The sequence below is a fragment of the Pseudomonas sp. 50_B genome (assembly GCF_017491625.1).
GTDB classification, from domain to species: domain Bacteria; phylum Pseudomonadota; class Gammaproteobacteria; order Pseudomonadales; family Pseudomonadaceae; genus Aquipseudomonas; species Aquipseudomonas danubii.
Genome location: NZ_JAFGYX010000019.1, coordinates 48550 through 64502 on the forward strand (window position 1 = coordinate 48550; position 15953 = coordinate 64502).

Here is a 15953-nt window from a genome sequence, read left to right on the forward strand (position 1 = left end):
CCACCCACCAGAACAGGAGTTCTGCCATGGCGTATTTCGAGCATGAAGGTTGCACCCTGCACTACGAGGAATACGGCCGGGGCGACCCCCTGCTGCTGGTTCACGGCCTGGGCTCCAGCGCCCTGGACTGGGAAAAACAGATCCCCGAGCTCGCGGCCCGCTACCGGCTGATCATCCCGGACATTCGCGGTCACGGACGCTCCGACAAACCTCGGGAGCGCTACAGCATCCCGGGCTTCAGCGCCGACATCGTGGCGCTGATCGAGCACCTGAACCTGGGCCCCGCGCACTACGCCGGGCTGTCCATGGGCGGCATGATCGGCTTCCAACTGGCGGTGGATCAGCCGCAACTGCTCAAGAGCCTGTGCATCGTCAACAGCGCCCCCGAGGTCAAGCTACGCAGCGCCAATGACTACTGGCAGTGGTTCAAGCGCTGGAGCCTGGCCCGGGTGTTGAGCCCGGCCGCCATCGGCAAGGCCCTGGGGCCACGCCTGTTTCCCAAGCCGGAGCAGGGTGAGCTGCGGCAAAAGATGGCCGAGCGCTGGGCAAAAAACGACAAACGTGCTTATCTCGCCAGCTTCGACGCCATCGTCGGCTGGGGAGTGCAGGAACGTCTGGGGCGGATCACCTGTCCAACCCTGGTCGTCAGCGCCGACCGCGACTACACCCCGGTGGCGGTCAAAGAGGCTTATGTCAAACTGCTGCCGGATGCACGGCTGGTGGTGATCGAGGACTCCCGACACGCCACGCCGCTGGACCAGCCGCAGCGCTTCAACCACACCCTGCTGGACTTCATAACCACAGTCGACACCACCACTCAGGATCACTGAACCATGCTGAAAAAAATCGCCCTCGTCGCCGGCTCCGTGCTGTTCGCTGCCAACCTGATGGCCGCCCAACCGGCCAAGGCGCCTCACGTCCTGCTGGACACCAGCTTCGGCAAGATCGAAGTCGAACTGGACCCGGTCAAGGCACCGATCTCCAGCAAGAACTTCCTCGACTACGTCGACAGCGGCTTCTACAACAACACCATCTTCCACCGGGTGATCCCGGGGTTCATGGCCCAAGGCGGTGGTTTCACCGCGCAGATGGTGCAGAAAGACACCCGCGACCCGATCAAGAACGAAGCCTCCAACGGCCTGCATAACGTTCGCGGCACCCTGTCCATGGCCCGCACCTCCAACCCCAACTCGGCCACCAGCCAGTTCTTCATCAACGTCGCCGACAACGCCTTCCTCGACCCGGGCCGCGATGCCGGCTACGCGGTGTTCGCCAAGGTGGTGAGCGGCATGGACGTGGTGGACCAGATCGTCAATTCCCAAACCACCACCAAGCAAGGCATGCAGAACGTGCCTGTGGACCCGGTGCTGATCAAGTCGGCCAAGCGCATCGACTGAATCCGCCAGCCTGTCCCGACGGCGGCGCCCTACCCGGCGCCCCGTCCGCTTTCAGAACAGGAGAGCCCGCACCCCGGGCTTCAAGACCCCCATGCTCTTTCGTCGTTTTGAACAACTGATCGATATCTTCCGCGACGCCCCCAGCGCCACCCCGCCCAATCGGGTCCTGCCGTTCTACTTCCACTACATCAAGCAAGTCTGGCCCAGCTTCGTCGCCCTGCTGGTGGTGGGCCTGTTCGTGGCCCTGATCGAGGTGTCGCTGTTCAGCTACCTGAGCACCATCATCGACCTGGCCCAGGGCACGCCCAGCGTCCAGGTATTCACCGACCACGGCCTGGAGCTGGCCTGGATGGCGGTGGTGGCCCTGCTGTTCCGGCCGCTGATGGTGGGCCTGCACGACCTGTTGATGCACCAGACCATCAACCCCGGCATGACCAGCCTGATCCGCTGGCAGAACCACAGCTACGTGCTGCGCCAGAGCCTGAACTTCTTCCAGAACGACTTCGCCGGGCGCATCGCCCAGCGCATCATGCAGACCGGCTATTCGCTGCAGGACTCCTCGGTGCAGGTGATCGACGCCCTGTGGCACGTGACCATCTACGCCATAGGTTCGCTGGTGCTGTTCGCCGACGCCGACTGGCGCCTGATGATCCCCCTGCTGCTGTGGATCGCCGGTTTCATCGGTGCCATGCGCTACTTCGTGCCACGCATCCAGAAGCGCTCGGTGGACGCCTCCGACGCCCGCTCCAAACTCATGGGGCGGATCGTCGACGGCTACACCAACATCACCACCCTCAAGCTCTTTGCCCACACCCATTTCGAACAGAGCTACGCCCGCGAAGCCATCGCCGAGCAGACCGAGAAAAGCCAATTGGCCGGCCGCGTGGTCACCGCCATGGACGTGACCATCACCAGCCTCAACGGCCTGCTGATCGTCAGCACCACGGGCCTGGCCCTGTGGCTGTGGAGCCAGTCGCTGATCAGCGCCGGGGCCATCGCCCTGGCCACCGGTCTGGTGATCCGCATCGTCAACATGTCCGGCTGGATCATGTGGGTGATCAACGGCATCTTCGAGAACATCGGCATGGTCGAGGACGGCCTCAAGACCATCGCCCAGCCGCTGCAACTCACCGACCGCGAACAGGCGCCCAAGCTGGCCGTGGCCAAGGGCGGCGTGCGCTTCGAGCATGTGGAGTTCCATTACGGCAAGGCCAACAAGGTGATCAGCGACCTCAACCTGGACATCCGTCCCGGGGAGAAGATCGGCCTGATCGGCCCGTCCGGGGCCGGCAAGTCGACCCTGGTCAACCTGCTGCTGCGCCTCTACGACCTGCAGGGCGGACAGATCCTCATCGACGGCCAGAACATCGCCGAGGTGACCCAGGAAAGCCTGCGCGAGCGCATCGGCATGATCACCCAGGACACCTCGCTGCTGCACCGCTCGATCCGTGACAACCTGCTTTACGGCCGCCCCGATGCCACCGACGAGGAGCTCTGGGAAGCGGTGCGCAAGGCCCGGGCCGACGAGTTCATCCCGCAACTGTCCGATGCCCAGGGCCGCACCGGCTTCGATGCCCACGTTGGCGAACGCGGGGTCAAGCTGTCCGGCGGTCAGCGCCAGCGCATCGCTATTGCCCGGGTGCTGCTCAAGGACGCGCCGATCCTGATCATGGACGAAGCCACCTCGGCCCTGGACTCGGAAGTGGAAGCGGCGATCCAGGAAAGCCTGGAGACCCTGATGCAGGGCAAGACCGTAATCGCCATCGCCCACCGTCTCTCCACCATCGCCCGCATGGACCGCCTGATCGTCCTGGAACAGGGGCGCATTGCCGAAGCCGGCACCCACGCCGAACTGCTGGCCCATGGTGGTTTGTACGCGCGCCTGTGGCAGCACCAGACTGGAGGATTCGTCGGCATCGACTGACCGGCGGCCGCGACTGATCTGTAGCCGCTGCCGCAGGCTGCGATCGGCACCGCAGGGGCCGCAGAACCTGCATCCGCGGTTTGCCTGGTCAATCGTGGTAATCGCCTTGCGAGTCCTGCGGACTCGGTCGCAGCCTGCGGCAGCGGCTACAGGTTGCAATCAGGTGCAGAAGGTTGTGCCTCGCGACGCCAGGGCCCTGTTTCCAGGGGCCCTGGCGTTTTTTTGCGGGCTGGAATTGCGCCAAAAGCCTGCTGTACTGAGCCTAGGTTCCGGGACAGAACCTGCAGTTAACCCGCGGGATGCATAACAGTTGTATCGCGTTGATAGGTTGACCTATCAAGGAATCACTCATGTCTTTGTTCAAACGTTCCATGACTGAATTGCTCGGGACCTTCTGGCTGGTTCTCGGCGGGTGCGGCAGCGCCGTGCTGGCGGCGGCGTTTCCCAATGTCGGCATCGGTCTGCTGGGCGTCGCCCTGGCCTTTGGCCTGACGGTGCTGACCATGGCCTTCGCCATCGGCCATATTTCCGGCTGCCACCTCAATCCCGCCGTGTCCGTGGGCCTGGTGGTGGGCGGACGCTTTCCGGCCAGGGAGCTGCCGGCCTATATCGTGGCGCAGGTCATCGGCGGGGCCATCGCCGCAGCGCTGCTGTATTTCATTGCCAGCGGCAAGCCCGGCTTCGAGCTGGCCTCGGGGCTGGCCTCCAATGGCTATGGCGAGCACTCCCCCGGCGGCTATTCAATGGCTGCGGGGTTTGTCTGTGAACTGGTGATGACCGGGATGTTCGTGGTGATCATTCTGGGCGCCACAGACAAACGCGCCCCGGCGGGGCTGGCGCCCATCGCCATCGGCCTGGCCCTGACCCTGATCCACCTGATCTCGATCCCGGTCACCAACACCTCGGTCAACCCGGCCCGCAGCACCGGCCCGGCGCTGATCGTCGGCGGCTGGGCCCTGCAGCAACTGTGGCTGTTCTGGCTGGCACCGATCCTCGGCGCAGTGATCGGCGCCGTGCTCTACCGCTGGCTGGGCAAGGAAGACGGCTGAGCAACGGCGGCGAGGATCACGCCTGCCGATAGGGCAAGGCGTCCCTCGCCTCCTCGGCATAAGCGCGAATCCCGACCCGCTCCCGATGCAGAAAATCCTGCACCGCGGCATTCAGCCCGGGGTGACGCAGGTAGTGCCAGGAGCGGGTGATCACCGGCTCGAAGCCCCGAATCAGTTTGTGCTCGCCCTGGGCCCCGGCGTCGAAGCGCTGCAGCCCCTGGGCGATGGCGTAGTCCATGCCCTGATAGAAACAGGTCTCGAAATGCAGGCGGTCAAACTCCGCCAGGCAGCCCCAATAGCGGCCGTAGAAACTGTCGCCCCCCACCAGGCTGAAGGCCATGGCCACCGGGCGCCCGCCCTGCTTGGCCAGGACCACGCGAATCGCCTCGGGCATGCGCTCGGCCAGCAGGCTGAAGAAGGTCCGGGTCAGGTAGGGCGACTGGCGCCGCACCGCATAGGTGTTGGCGTAGCAGGCATAGACGAAATCCCACAGTGCCTCGTCCAGTTCATGGCCTTCGAACCACTGGAAATCAAAGCCCTGCCCCGCCACCTGTTCGCGCTCCTTGCGCATCTGCTTGCGCTTGCGCGAGCTCAAGGCGTCGAGAAAATCCTGAAAATCCCGGTAGCCGCGATTCTGCCAGTGGAACTGACAGCCCAGGCGCTGCAACCAGCCCGGTTGCTGTTCCAGGGCCTGATCGCTGAAGTCGTCGGTGAAGTTGATGTGAGCGCTGGAAAGCCCTTCGATCTCCAGGTAACCGGGCAGGCTTTTCAGCAGCTCGAAGGCGTCCGCCTGGGTCGCCGCCAACACCCGCGCGCCGCTCACCGGGCTGAACGGCACCGCGGTCAGCAGCTTGGGGTAGTAGTCGATCCCGGCCCGCGCACAGGCATCCGCCCAACCATGATCGAACACGTATTCACCGTAGGAGTGCCATTTGCGATAGCTGGGCAGGGCCGCCAGCAGCCGGCCGTCTTCTACATGCAGCAGGTGCTCGGCCTGCCAACCGGAGCGCGGGCCCAGGCTGCCACTGTCTTCCAGGGCACTGAGAAAGGCGTGACGGACAAAGGGTTGCCCATCCTTGAGCAGGCCATCCCATTGCACAGGATCGACGGCAGACAGACTGTTCAAGGATTGCAGCGGCATGGGGGTCCCCGGAATTCAGATCGAACGACCCGGCGAGTATCCTCCATCCCCGGACTCACCGAAACCGCCAGCACCCTGCCCCCCCTCAATGCCCCAGGTGTTCGGCGAGAAAATCGATGAACACCCGGGATTTGCGCGGCAAGTGGGCGCTGTTGGGAAACAGCACATGCACCGGCTGCGGCGCCAGGCTGTACGGCGGCAGCACCCGCACCAGGCGCCCGTTGGCCAGGTCGTCGAGCACCAGCCATTCGGGCAGCACCGCCAGCCCCAGGCCGGCCAGGGCCAGGGCGCGAATCGCCGTCGCCGAATTGGACTCATGCCCGGGGTTGACCCGCACCTCCACCTCGCCCCGACGCGGATGATTGAAAGTCCAGCAAGGCGGCCCCGCCAGATTGCTGTTGCCGATCCACGGCAAGCGGCAGAGATCCTCGGCCTGCGCCAGTTCCTGGCCCTGGAGCAGATCCGGGCTGGCCACCAGGGCGATGCCGTAGTCCCCCAGCTTGCGCCCCTTGAACCCCGAGTCCGCCAGGTGGCCGAGGCGAATCACCAGATCGAGCTTTTCCGCCACCAGGTCATTCAACGACGAATTGAAGTGATAACTCAGGCGCACCTCGGGGTAGCGCGCGGTGAACAACGGCAGGATCGGCAGCACGAAGGTCTCTGCATACTCCGCCGTGGAGCTGATGCGCAACTTGCCGCTGACCCGGTTGCGTCCGTGCAGCACGTTGTCAAAGGCGGTATCGATATTGGCGACAATCCCCTTGAATTCGTCATACAGGTCCTGCCCGCTTTCCGTCAGGGCGATATGCCGCGTGGTGCGGATCAGCAAGGTACTGGCCAGGGCCTGCTCCAGCGCCTTGATGTGCAGGCTGGCCATGGCCTTGCTGATGCCCAGGTACTGCGCGGCGCGGGTGTAGGAGCCAAAGTCCACCACCGCGAGAAAGGTCTGCACCCGGTGCAGTTGGCCGTGAAAGGTCTCGCTCACTGTCAAATCCTGTTAAACAATGCGTCAAGTATAGGTACCTCGACAGTCTCCGCCCAGCCTCCCTAAGCTGCGGGCAAAACGGAGGCGGCATGACCTACAGATACAAAGTGGCGGTGGTATTTCTTCTCGGGTTCTTTATCGACTGCGTGAACATCTTCATGTCGGCGGTGGCCCTGCCGAGCATCGCCGCGCACTGGCAGGTCTCCAGCGCCAGCGTGGCCTGGGTGGCCAACGCCTACATTCTCGGCCTGACCCTGGTGATTCCCATCAGCACCTGGCTGGCAGGACGCTTCGGCAGCCGGGAGATCCTCAGCGCCTCGATGCTGCTGTTCAGTGGCGCGGCCCTGCTCTGCGGGCTGGCCGACGACTTCAGGTGGCTGGTGTTCTGGCGACTGGTGCAGGGCATGGCCGGCGGCCTGCTGATTCCCCTGGGGCAAGCCCTGACCTTCAACCTGTTCCAGGGCCCGCAACGGGCGCGCATCTCGACCCTGATCATGGCCGTGGCACTGCTGGCCCCGGCACTCTCGCCGACCCTGGGTGGTGCAATTGTCGACCACAGTTCCTGGCGCTGGGTGTTCTTCGCCAGCCTGCCGCTGTCCTTGCTGGCGGCGCTGCTGTCCTGGCGCTGGGTCCGCAGCGAACGCACAGCGCATCCGGCCCGACCGGACCTGCGCGGCCTGCTGCTGGTGAGCGCCAGCCTGGGCAGCCTGCTGCTGGGCATGTCGCTGTACGGCAGCGGCTACCCGGCCCATCAGGCCCTGCTGTGCCTCGCGGCCGGCCTGCTGTTGGCCGCGCTGTACCGCAGGCACTGCCAGGCTTGCCCACAGCCCATCGTCGATCTGCACCTGCTGAAAAATCCCCGCCTCGGCCTGTCGGTGGGCATCTACCACGCGATTCCCGGGGTCTTCACCGGCGTCAACCTGCTGAGCCTGTTCTTTCTGCAGGACAGCCTGCACCTGAGCGCGCAACACAGCGGCATGTTCATGCTGCTGTATGCCGCCGGCGCCCTGCTGGCGATGCTGGCCTGCGGGCGTTACTACCACCGCATCGGCGCCCCGCGGCTGTTCGCCATCGCCCTGGTGCTGCACAGCGCCGGCATCGCCACCTTGTGTTGGGTCAACGCGACATCCGACCTGCCGCTGATCATGCTGGCCTACCTGCTGATGGGCCTTGGCGGCGGCGCCGGCGCCAACACCGCCCAGACCACCGCCCTGCTGGACTTCAGCGGCAGCGACACGCACAAGGCCAGCGTGATCTGGAACATCAACCGGCAGCTGGCCTTCAGCCTTGGCGCGGCCTTGTTGCTGATGCTCTACAACCTCCTGCTCAGGTACCTGGACGCTGTCGCGGCCTATCACCTGACCCTGCTGCTGGCCGCCCTGGCCGGCCTGCTTCCCTTGCCGGCCCTCGGCAGACTCACTCCACAAAAGGCCTCCCATGCCCAACTCGATCGTTAAACAGGCACAGCACAGCGTGCACTGGATTCATCAACTGATTCACCGTGTCTTCACCGATCAACGGGGGGATGGCGCGGCCTGCATCGAGCAACTGCTGCCGTTGTTCGCCGAGGATTTCCAGATGGTGACCACCAGCGGCGCCCTGGTTGGCCGGGCACAGGTGGAGCAGCTGTTTCGCGGTGCCCTGGGCACCCGCGCCGGGCTGGAGATCATCGTCAGCGATCTGCACTGCCTGTGGCAGGAAGGCCACAGCGCGGCGATCCGCTACAAGGAAACCCATTGCCTGGACCAGAGCCAGACCTCGCGCCTGTCACTGGCGATCATCCGGGTCCAGGACGATGCGGTGCAGTGGCTGTACCTGCACGAAACCGCCTGCCCCTGAGCCCTTTGCCCGAGGCGCGGCACGCGCCCCGCCTCGGCCATGCTCAGGGCATCACATGGTGTCGACCACCTCGATCCCCAGCAGCCCCAGGCCCTCCTTCAGGGTGCGGGCAGTCAGTTCACAGAGTTTCAGCCGCGAACCATCGACACGCTCGTCAGCAATCACCGGGCAAGACTCGTAGAAACGCGAAAATGCCGTGGCCAGCCCGTACAGATAGGCACACAGCACGTGGGGCAGGCTTTCGCGCAGCACTTGCAACATCACATCCTCGAAACGCAGCAGCTCGATGGCCAGGCTGTGTTCATGGGGCTCGATGATCTGCAGGCCTTGCTCCTTGACGCTCCCGGCCCGGGTCAGCACGCGGTTGGCCCGGGTGTAGGCGTATTGCAGGTAAGGCGCGGTATTGCCCTCGAAGGACAGCATCGCGTCCCAGTCGAACACATAGTCGGTGTTGCGATGACGGGACAGGTCGGCGTACTTCAGCGCGCCGATGCCCACCACCCGGGCCACGTGTCGACGGGCCTCGGGGTCCAGCCCGTTGTTCTTCGCGGCGATCAGCACCTCGGCCCGCTCCACCGCCTCGGTCAGCAACGCATCGAGCTTGACCGACTCGCCGGACTTGGTCTTCAACGGCTTGCCATCGGCGCCCTTGATCGTGCCATGGCTGACATGCTCGAAATCCGCCTGGGGCGGCAGGAAGCCGGCCTTGCGCGCCACCAGGAACAACTGCTGGAAATGCAGGGACTGACGCACATCCACCACATACAGGCAGCGGTCGAGCTTGAGCTGGCGAATGCGAAAACGGATCGCCGCCAGGTCCGTGGTGGCATAGAGAAAGCCACCGCCCTGCTTCTGCACGATAAAGGCCGCCTCCTGGCCCTCCTTGTTGGCGTACTCCGCCAGCATCACCACCCTGGCTCCCTGGCTTTCGGTCAGCAGGCCCTTGTCCTGCAGGGCCTGGACCAGGGGCTGCAGGTCATCGTTGTAGAAACTCTCGCCACGGATGTCCGACTGTTTGAGCAACAGGCCCAGGCGCTGGAAGATATCCAGGGAGTGGGACAGCGACACCTCGACAAAGGTGTGCCACATGCGCAGCACCTCGGCGTCTCCCTGTTGCAGCCGGACCACATAATCCCGGGCACGGCGGGCAAAATCCTCCGATTCATCGAAGCGCCGCTTGGCCTGTTGGTAGAAGCGGTTCAGGTCCCGCAGTTCGTAGTCCTGCCGGCGGGTATCGGTGGCCTCTTTCATATAGGCCAGGAGCATGCCGAACTGAGTGCCCCAGTCGCCGACATGACTCTGCAGGATCACGTCCTGGCCCATGAACAGATTGATCCGCGCCAGGGCGTCGCCAATGATGCTGCCGCGCAGGTGCCCGACGTGCATTTCCTTGGCCAGGTTGACCGAAGCGTACTCCACCATCACCCGCTTGGCCGGCTGCGGCTCGACCCCCAGGTTGCGGGTCAGCAGCGCATGCTCCAGGCGTTCACGCAGGAAGTCCTTGCTGAGGGAAATATTGATAAAGCCCGGCCCGGCGATCTGCAGGTGCTCGGCGATGCCCCGCAGATCCACCCGTTCCACCAGTTGCAGGGCCAGCTCGCGCGGCGCCAGGCCCAGTTTCTTGGCCGCGGCCATCACTCCACTCATCTGGAAGTCGCCAAACTCGGGACGGCTGGCCAGTTGAATCACCGGCGGACTGTCAGTGGCGCCCAGGCCGTTGAGGGCGGCCGCGAAACGTTGGTCCAGAATGCGCATTACAGACATGTCGGATACACCTCATCCTTGAAGATTTCGAACCTCAGGCGGCAACCCTGCCCTTTACCTGACGGCGTAGTTTTGTACCACCATGACCAGCCCGCACAGCGCGGCCAGTCCTATGAACATCCATTGCCCCCCCACCAGGTCGAGCATGGCGCCGCCGTAGATCGGCGACAGCGCAATGCCCACTCGATAAAGGCTGGAGACCCCGAAATAGGTGCCGCGCAGACTCTCCTGAGCCAGCCGGTCAACCTCGATGCTGAAGATCGGGAACACGATCAACTCGCCCACGCTCAACAGCAGTGTGGCCAGCGCCAGCCCCCAGAACAGCGTCACCGGCGAGCCGGCGAACACCAGCTGCGAGGCTAGCATCAGGGCCATGCCCCAGAACAGCCGGCAGCGAGTGGAATAAACCTCCAGCAAGCGCAACAGAGGAAACTGAGTAAAGACCACAATCAGCGAGTTGAGGGTGATCAGGATCACCAGCAGGGTCACCGGGTCCTGCACTTCGCTACGCGCCAGGTACTGCGGCAGGGTCGAGTCGAACGAGGCATAGACAAAGGCCGCCACGGTGTTGCACAGCATCAGCAGGGTAAATCGCCGATGCTTGAGCACCGCACCGAAGGCCACCAGGAAGTTGGGGGTCGGAGCGCTGGCATGTCGCTGCACTCGGGCCTCCTTGTCCCGCAGCAGACGCCACAGCAGCAGGCCGAACACCGTGTACACCAGGGCGCAGGCGGCGAACACCAGGGAGCGCACGCTGGACAGCAGCAACATGCCGATCAACGGCCCGATGGAGCCGCCGACGTTCACCAGAAAATAGTTGGCATACAGTGCCAGCTCCCGGGACTGCAGGTCCTCCACGTAATCGCCGATCAGCACTTTGCAGGTCGACTCCAGCAGCGAGCAGCCGATGCTCACCCCCGCCACTGCCACGCCGAACCAGAACACCGAGCCGGCCTCGATGAACAGCAAGAACGACAGCGCGCTCAACAAGGCGCCCGCCAGAATCAGGCGCCGGCGTCCGAAGCGGTCCGAGAGCCAGCCGGTGTAGATACTGCTCAGTGCGCCGCCGACCATGGCCACCGCCAGCAGGGTACCGATCAAGGTCGCTCCCAGGTGATAGTCCTGGTACAGGAAGATCGCCAGGAACGGCCAGATCATGAAGAACGCGCTACGGGTCAACAGGGTGCCGAACAGCACCACATGGATCTCCCTGGGCAGGGTGGCGTAGCGCGCCCAGCTGAAGGTTCTTTCAATCATGGGCCGGCCCACTTCTCCCGCCAGGGGGAGCCTGTCCTCCCCGGCCCTGGTTCATTGCGCTAGAGGGCACGGTTCAGGCTCCTGGGTCTTGAGTTGCGCCAGCAGCAGTCGCTGCTCCTGGTCGGTGATCGGCAGCGCCCAGCCCGGCATGCCGCCGGACAGCACATTGACCGCCCTGGAGCGACCGTTGCAGCGCAAATACAGGCCCGACATCTGCTGATTGATGTAGTACAGGCCAAACACCACGAACTGCTCCACCGGCTGGTTCCAGAAGGCCTGGGGCAAAGCATAGGAGCGCTGGCGGATGGTGGCCTGGGCAATCCATTCACCGGGTCTTGGACCGACGCAGGCGCGGATCAGTTCGTCAGTGGCTTCCTCACCGAGGATCACCCCCTTGCCACCGGTGGAGTTGCAGGGTTTGAACACCAGTTCTTGGCGCCGCTGCAGCAAACCCTCAAGGTTTTGCGCACTGACCCGCACCGTCATGGGTATCCGGCGATCGATGGCGGCGCGCTGTTCAGCGTCCAGCACCGCCCGCAGCGCCGGCTCATGAAACAGCGAGAACCATGACTTGCAGCCGCTCACGTAGTTTTCAAAGGTGTTGAGCAGCAAGGCGCCCGAACCGCAGATACGCCGCACCAGATCGCCGCCATCGACGATCTCCTCCTCCAGGAACAGGCGATAGACCAGGGTTCGCGCGCCCTCTTCGGCGCTCAACCACTGCGCCTGGTACTGATGCTCCTTGATCAGCACCACTTCCAGATCCGCACAGGCCTGACGCACATGGCGCAACAACGGCTGGTAGGCCGAAGCGCCTGCCCAGTGGTCATAGGCTTGAAGATCCAGGAGCACCACCCGACTGCGCCGCTGCTCCTTGCACAGGCGCTGGATCAGCCGCGCCAGATCGACATAGGGCGATTGCCCGTGTTCGAAGCCACTGAGCTGCACCCCTCGCGACTCCAGAAAACGCGAGCAGAATTCGTGCAACTGCGGGCCTTCGATGGCCGGGCCGATATTCAGTTCGCACAGTTGGTACTGGCCATCCTCGCTCAGCAGAACGTCCGCACGGCCAATCAGCCGCCCGCCCTTTTCCAGCAGCGACCAATCCACCAGGTCGCGGACCTGAACCGGCACATTGAACAATTCGAGGATGTGCTCGCGGCTGTGCAGGGTCAGCAAATGGGCCAGCATCCGCGACTGCGCCGCCAGGATCAGGCGCAGGTCGGCGGCCACCGCCTGAAAGGCAGCGGCGGGAAACAGGGCCAGGGGAAAGGGGGTCGCCTTGTATCCCTGGGGCTTGATCAACTGCGGATTGCGCTGGCCAAACACATCGAACAACGGGCGATTGAGCTCTTCAAAATTCATGGATCGCGCTTCCTGATGCAAATGAGGGGCAAGCCCTCGGTGGGAATGATCAGAGGGTCGCTTCGCCGCCATCGATCACGATGTCGGCACCGGTCACCCAGGCGGCTTCGTCACTGGCCAGAAACACCGCAGCGCCGGCGTGATCCTGGGGCGTGCCGGCACGGCCCATGGGAATGTCCTTGCCCCGTTCGCGCCACAACTGCGGATCGTTGTGCCACTGGTTGCGGTTGCCCTGGGTGGCGGTCAGTCCGGGTGACAGGGTATTGACCCGGATGCCCTGGGCAGCGAACTCGTAGGCCAGGCTCTTGGACAGCATCGACAGCCCGGCCTTGGATGACTGGTAGTGGGCCATCTGGCTGATGGCCTTGAAGGCACTGATGGAAGACACGTTGATCACACTGCCGGCGATCCGCCGTTCGAGCATGTGGGCGATCACCGCCTGGGTCAGAAAGAACGGAAACCGCAGGTTGGCATTCATCACCTTGTGGTAGTCCTCGACGCTGGTTTCGAGAAACCCCGTGCGTGTGGTGATGCCGACATTGTTGACCAGCACATGCAGCTCATCGAACCCGGCAAGGACTCGACCGGCCAGTTGCGGCGCGGCACTGGCCTCCCCTGCATCCACCTGGAAGGCCTGGCACTTCACCCCCAACTCTTGCAGTTGACCCAGCACCTGGGCCGCGGCGGCCTCATCGCGCTGATAGGTAAACGCCACATTGGCCCCTTCTCGCGCCATGGCCAGGGCGATGGCCTGGCCAATGCCATGACTGGCGCCGGTGATCAGCGCGTTCTTGCCGGACAATCGTTGTTCTGCCATGTATTCATCCTTGTCATGCCTGGGCCCCAGGCACTGTGGTTTCAGAGGCTGACGCGTGTGCCCAGCCCCTTGGTCCGTGCCGAGCGCAGCAGGGCTGCCGCCACCGCCACATCCTGAATCGCCGTGCCCACTGACTTGAACAGGCTGCTGGCGGTGCCTCGCGGGACGACGGAGCCGCCCAGCAGGCTGGCGATTTCCTGCACATCCCCGGGCATCAGCACCCCCAGGCGCAGGCTTTGAATCAGCTCGCCGGCCTCACGCAGAGCGGCATCGCGCTCCTCGACGTACACCGCCGCCTGTCCCAGCAGCAGCGGATCGATCTCGCAGGCCATTTCATCGACCCCGCCGATGGCATTGATGTGGGTCCCGGGGCGCACATCCGCCGCCCGCACCAGCGGCTCGGCGCTGGCAGTGGAAGTGGCCGTGCAGATCACGTCCGCCATGCACACCGCCCGGGCCACGCTGTCGGTCACCATGACCTGGGGGCACAACCCACGATCGCTGACCCAGGCCGCCAGGGCCCGGGCCTTGTCCAGGCTCCTGGAATGCAGCAACAGCTGTTCGATGGGGCGCACCGCACAGACCGCCTCGATCTGGCTGCGGGCCTGGACCCCGGCACCGATCACCGCCAGCACCCGGGATGCGGGCCGCGCCAGCAGATCGGTGGCCAGCCCGGCCATGGCCCCGGTGCGCAGGGCCGTCAGATGGGCGCCTTCCATCAGCGCCAGGATTTCCCCGGTCTGGCTGCTGAGCAGGATCACCAGGGCATGGATCAGCGGCCGACCGTGGCGGGGGTTGTCCGGGGTGATGGTCGAAACCTTGACCGCCACCGCCTGGGCCAAGGGCAGGGCCGCCGGCATCACCAGCACTTGGTTGCTTTCGGCACTGTCGCCCAGGGTCATGATGGTTCGTGGCGGCACTTGCACACCGTCCGCCATGGCCGGTGCCAGGGCCTGGCGCAGGGCCTCGATGGCCTCGCCCATGGACAGTGCCCGAGCCATGGCCTGGCGATCGAGGCTGAGAAAATTCATGGCACCTCCTGTTCGACCGCGGGCAGGGCCAGAGGCTCGCGCCGGGGCACCAGGAATGAACGCTGGTAACTGAGCACCACACTGCCATCGGCCTTGAAGCCTTCGGTCTCGATGGTGGCGATCCCCTGCCCCGGCCGTGAACGGCTGGGGCGGATGGCCAGGACCTTCGACTTGGCGTAGAGGGTGTCGCCGATGAACACCGGGGCCGACAGCCGCACCTGATCCCAGCCCAGGTTGGCCAGGGTGCGAAAGCTCATGGTCTGCACCGACATGCCATTGATGATGGCGAAGGTCACCACGCTGTTGACCAGGACCTTGCCGAACTCCGTGTCCTTGGCGTACTCCTGGTCGAAGTGCAGCGGGTGATGGTTCATCGACAGCAGGGTCAGCCAGGTGTTGTCGGTTTCCAGCACGGTGCGCCCGGGCCAGTGACGAATCACGTCGCCGGGCTTGAAGTCCTCGAAGAACATCCCCGGCGACTCCAGGTACTCACCGTTGTCCAGCCGTTGCAGGGTCGCGATCATGGATGTGGCTCCTGGGTAAAATTGTTCAGCAGCTTGCGGGCCTTCTTGATGAATGGAGGACCGATCATGTCGCCATCCAGGGTGAAGATTTCGCCCTGGCTGTGCTCCGCCCGACGCAGGATCTCCCGGGCCCGTTCCAGCTCGCCGGGGCTGGGGCTGAACACCTCCATGACCGTGGCCAGCTGGCGCGGGTGGACGATGGCCTTGCCATGGAATCCCAGGGCCTTGACCGCCCGGCTTTCCTGCAGCAGCAGCTGCGGGTCGTCCAGGTGATAGCAGGCGGTGTCGATGGCGGCGATGTCGTAGCGCGCCGCTGCGTTGGCGATGCGCTGGCGGGCGTAGAGCATGTTTTCCCAACCGATTTCCACCCCCAGCTCGGCCGCAAAGTCCGCCGAGCCGAACACCAGCCCCGAGCACTGGCTGGCAATCGGGTCGATGGCATCGATGGCCTCCAGGGTCTCCACGGTGACGTACAGCTCCACCGGGTGCTGCAGCTCGCTGAGCTGGGCACGCACGATCTCCAGTTCGCAGGCATCGCGGACCATGGTCAGCATCACGATGTCCGGCGCCAGGCCATGGCGGATGAAGGCCTCAAGGTCCAGCAGGCCTTGGGGCGAGCGCAGTTCGTTGATCCGCACCGCCACCCGGGACGCCGACGCCGGAGCCTTGAGCAATTGCAGACAATGCTCCCGGGCCAGGGCTTTCCTGGCTGGGGGCACCGAGTCTTCCAGATCGATCAGACAGACATCGGCCCCCGCCTCCCGAGCGCCTTGCAGCCGTTCGAGGTTGAAGGCCGGGGTGTAGAGGATCGAACGGGGCAACCGGGGAATGGGGGCAACTGAATAACCACGGGTTTGCAT

At 64.5% G+C, this 15953-nt stretch carries 15 protein-coding genes; 6 read left to right on the plus strand and 9 right to left on the minus strand.

The genetic code is table 11. The features are described from left to right. Positions 1-26: 26 nt before the first annotated feature. From J5M73_RS23350 to aqpZ, 4 genes are all read left to right on the plus strand, one after another. Positions 27-830, plus strand: a complete 804-nt coding sequence (locus J5M73_RS23350) for an alpha/beta hydrolase (RefSeq protein ID WP_207816238.1) — start codon at positions 27-29, stop codon at positions 828-830. A 3-nt stretch (positions 831-833) separates the two neighbouring features. Beyond that, positions 834-1397 (plus strand): peptidylprolyl isomerase, encoded by a 564-nt coding sequence (locus tag J5M73_RS23355; RefSeq protein WP_102861682.1) that lies wholly within the window; start codon positions 834-836, stop codon positions 1395-1397. Between the two features lie 91 nt (positions 1398-1488). Beyond that, positions 1489-3321 (plus strand): ABC transporter ATP-binding protein, encoded by a 1833-nt coding sequence (locus J5M73_RS23360; RefSeq protein WP_102861681.1) that lies wholly within the window; start codon positions 1489-1491, stop codon positions 3319-3321. Between the two features lie 350 nt (positions 3322-3671). Continuing rightward, positions 3672-4370, plus strand: coding sequence for an aquaporin Z (aqpZ, locus tag J5M73_RS23365; protein ID WP_102861680.1), 699 nt, complete (start codon positions 3672-3674; stop codon positions 4368-4370). A 16-nt stretch (positions 4371-4386) separates the two neighbouring features. Here aqpZ and J5M73_RS23370 read toward each other — a convergent pair whose 3' ends face one another. Together J5M73_RS23370 and J5M73_RS23375 are read right to left on the minus strand one after the other, a co-directional pair. Continuing rightward, a complete protein-coding gene (locus J5M73_RS23370; protein WP_115581827.1) occupies positions 4387-5511 on the minus strand; it encodes a GNAT family N-acetyltransferase in 1125 nt (374 codons plus the stop codon). Positions 5512-5596: 85 nt separating this feature from the next. Continuing rightward, the gene (locus J5M73_RS23375; RefSeq protein WP_207816239.1) at positions 5597-6502 is read right to left on the minus strand and encodes a LysR family transcriptional regulator; all 906 of its coding nucleotides are present in this window, start codon (positions 6500-6502) and stop codon (positions 5597-5599) included. Positions 6503-6585: 83 nt separating this feature from the next. On the opposite strand from J5M73_RS23375, the gene J5M73_RS23380 reads away from it, so the two are divergent. After that, positions 6586-7953, plus strand: a complete 1368-nt coding sequence (locus J5M73_RS23380) for an MFS transporter (RefSeq protein WP_115581825.1) — start codon at positions 6586-6588, stop codon at positions 7951-7953. Continuing rightward, positions 7934-8335 carry a DUF4440 domain-containing protein gene (locus tag J5M73_RS23385; RefSeq protein ID WP_207167243.1) on the plus strand — a complete coding sequence of 134 codons (402 nt, stop codon included), beginning with the start codon at positions 7934-7936 and terminating at the stop codon, positions 8333-8335. The genes J5M73_RS23380 and J5M73_RS23385 overlap by 20 nt, the downstream gene beginning before the upstream one ends. Positions 8336-8386: 51 nt before the next feature. Here J5M73_RS23385 and argS read toward each other — a convergent pair whose 3' ends face one another. From argS to J5M73_RS23420, 7 genes are read right to left on the minus strand one after another with little or no spacing between them, the layout of a single operon-like run. Then, the gene (gene argS / locus J5M73_RS23390; protein ID WP_102861675.1) at positions 8387-10099 is read right to left on the minus strand and encodes an arginine--tRNA ligase; all 1713 of its coding nucleotides are present in this window, start codon (positions 10097-10099) and stop codon (positions 8387-8389) included. 54 nt (positions 10100-10153) lie between these two features. Beyond that, complete coding sequence (locus tag J5M73_RS23395; RefSeq protein WP_102861674.1) at positions 10154-11356, minus strand: MFS transporter; 1203 nt, start codon at positions 11354-11356, stop codon at positions 10154-10156. A gap of 51 nt (positions 11357-11407) precedes the next feature. Continuing rightward, entirely contained in the window at positions 11408-12721 is a 1314-nt protein-coding gene (locus J5M73_RS23400) for a hypothetical protein (protein ID WP_207816242.1), read from the minus strand. A gap of 49 nt (positions 12722-12770) precedes the next feature. Then, the gene (locus tag J5M73_RS23405) at positions 12771-13538 is read right to left on the minus strand and encodes a glucose 1-dehydrogenase (protein WP_115581821.1); all 768 of its coding nucleotides are present in this window, start codon (positions 13536-13538) and stop codon (positions 12771-12773) included. Positions 13539-13579: 41 nt separating this feature from the next. Continuing rightward, positions 13580-14569, minus strand: a complete 990-nt coding sequence (locus J5M73_RS23410; protein ID WP_102861671.1) for an ornithine cyclodeaminase family protein — start codon at positions 14567-14569, stop codon at positions 13580-13582. Continuing rightward, positions 14566-15093, minus strand: coding sequence for a MaoC family dehydratase (locus tag J5M73_RS23415; protein ID WP_207816244.1), 528 nt, complete (start codon positions 15091-15093; stop codon positions 14566-14568). The genes J5M73_RS23410 and J5M73_RS23415 overlap by 4 nt, the downstream gene beginning before the upstream one ends. After that, positions 15090-15953, minus strand: a complete 864-nt coding sequence (locus J5M73_RS23420; protein WP_123393369.1) for a CoA ester lyase — start codon at positions 15951-15953, stop codon at positions 15090-15092. Before J5M73_RS23420 ends, J5M73_RS23415 begins: the two co-directional genes overlap by 4 nt.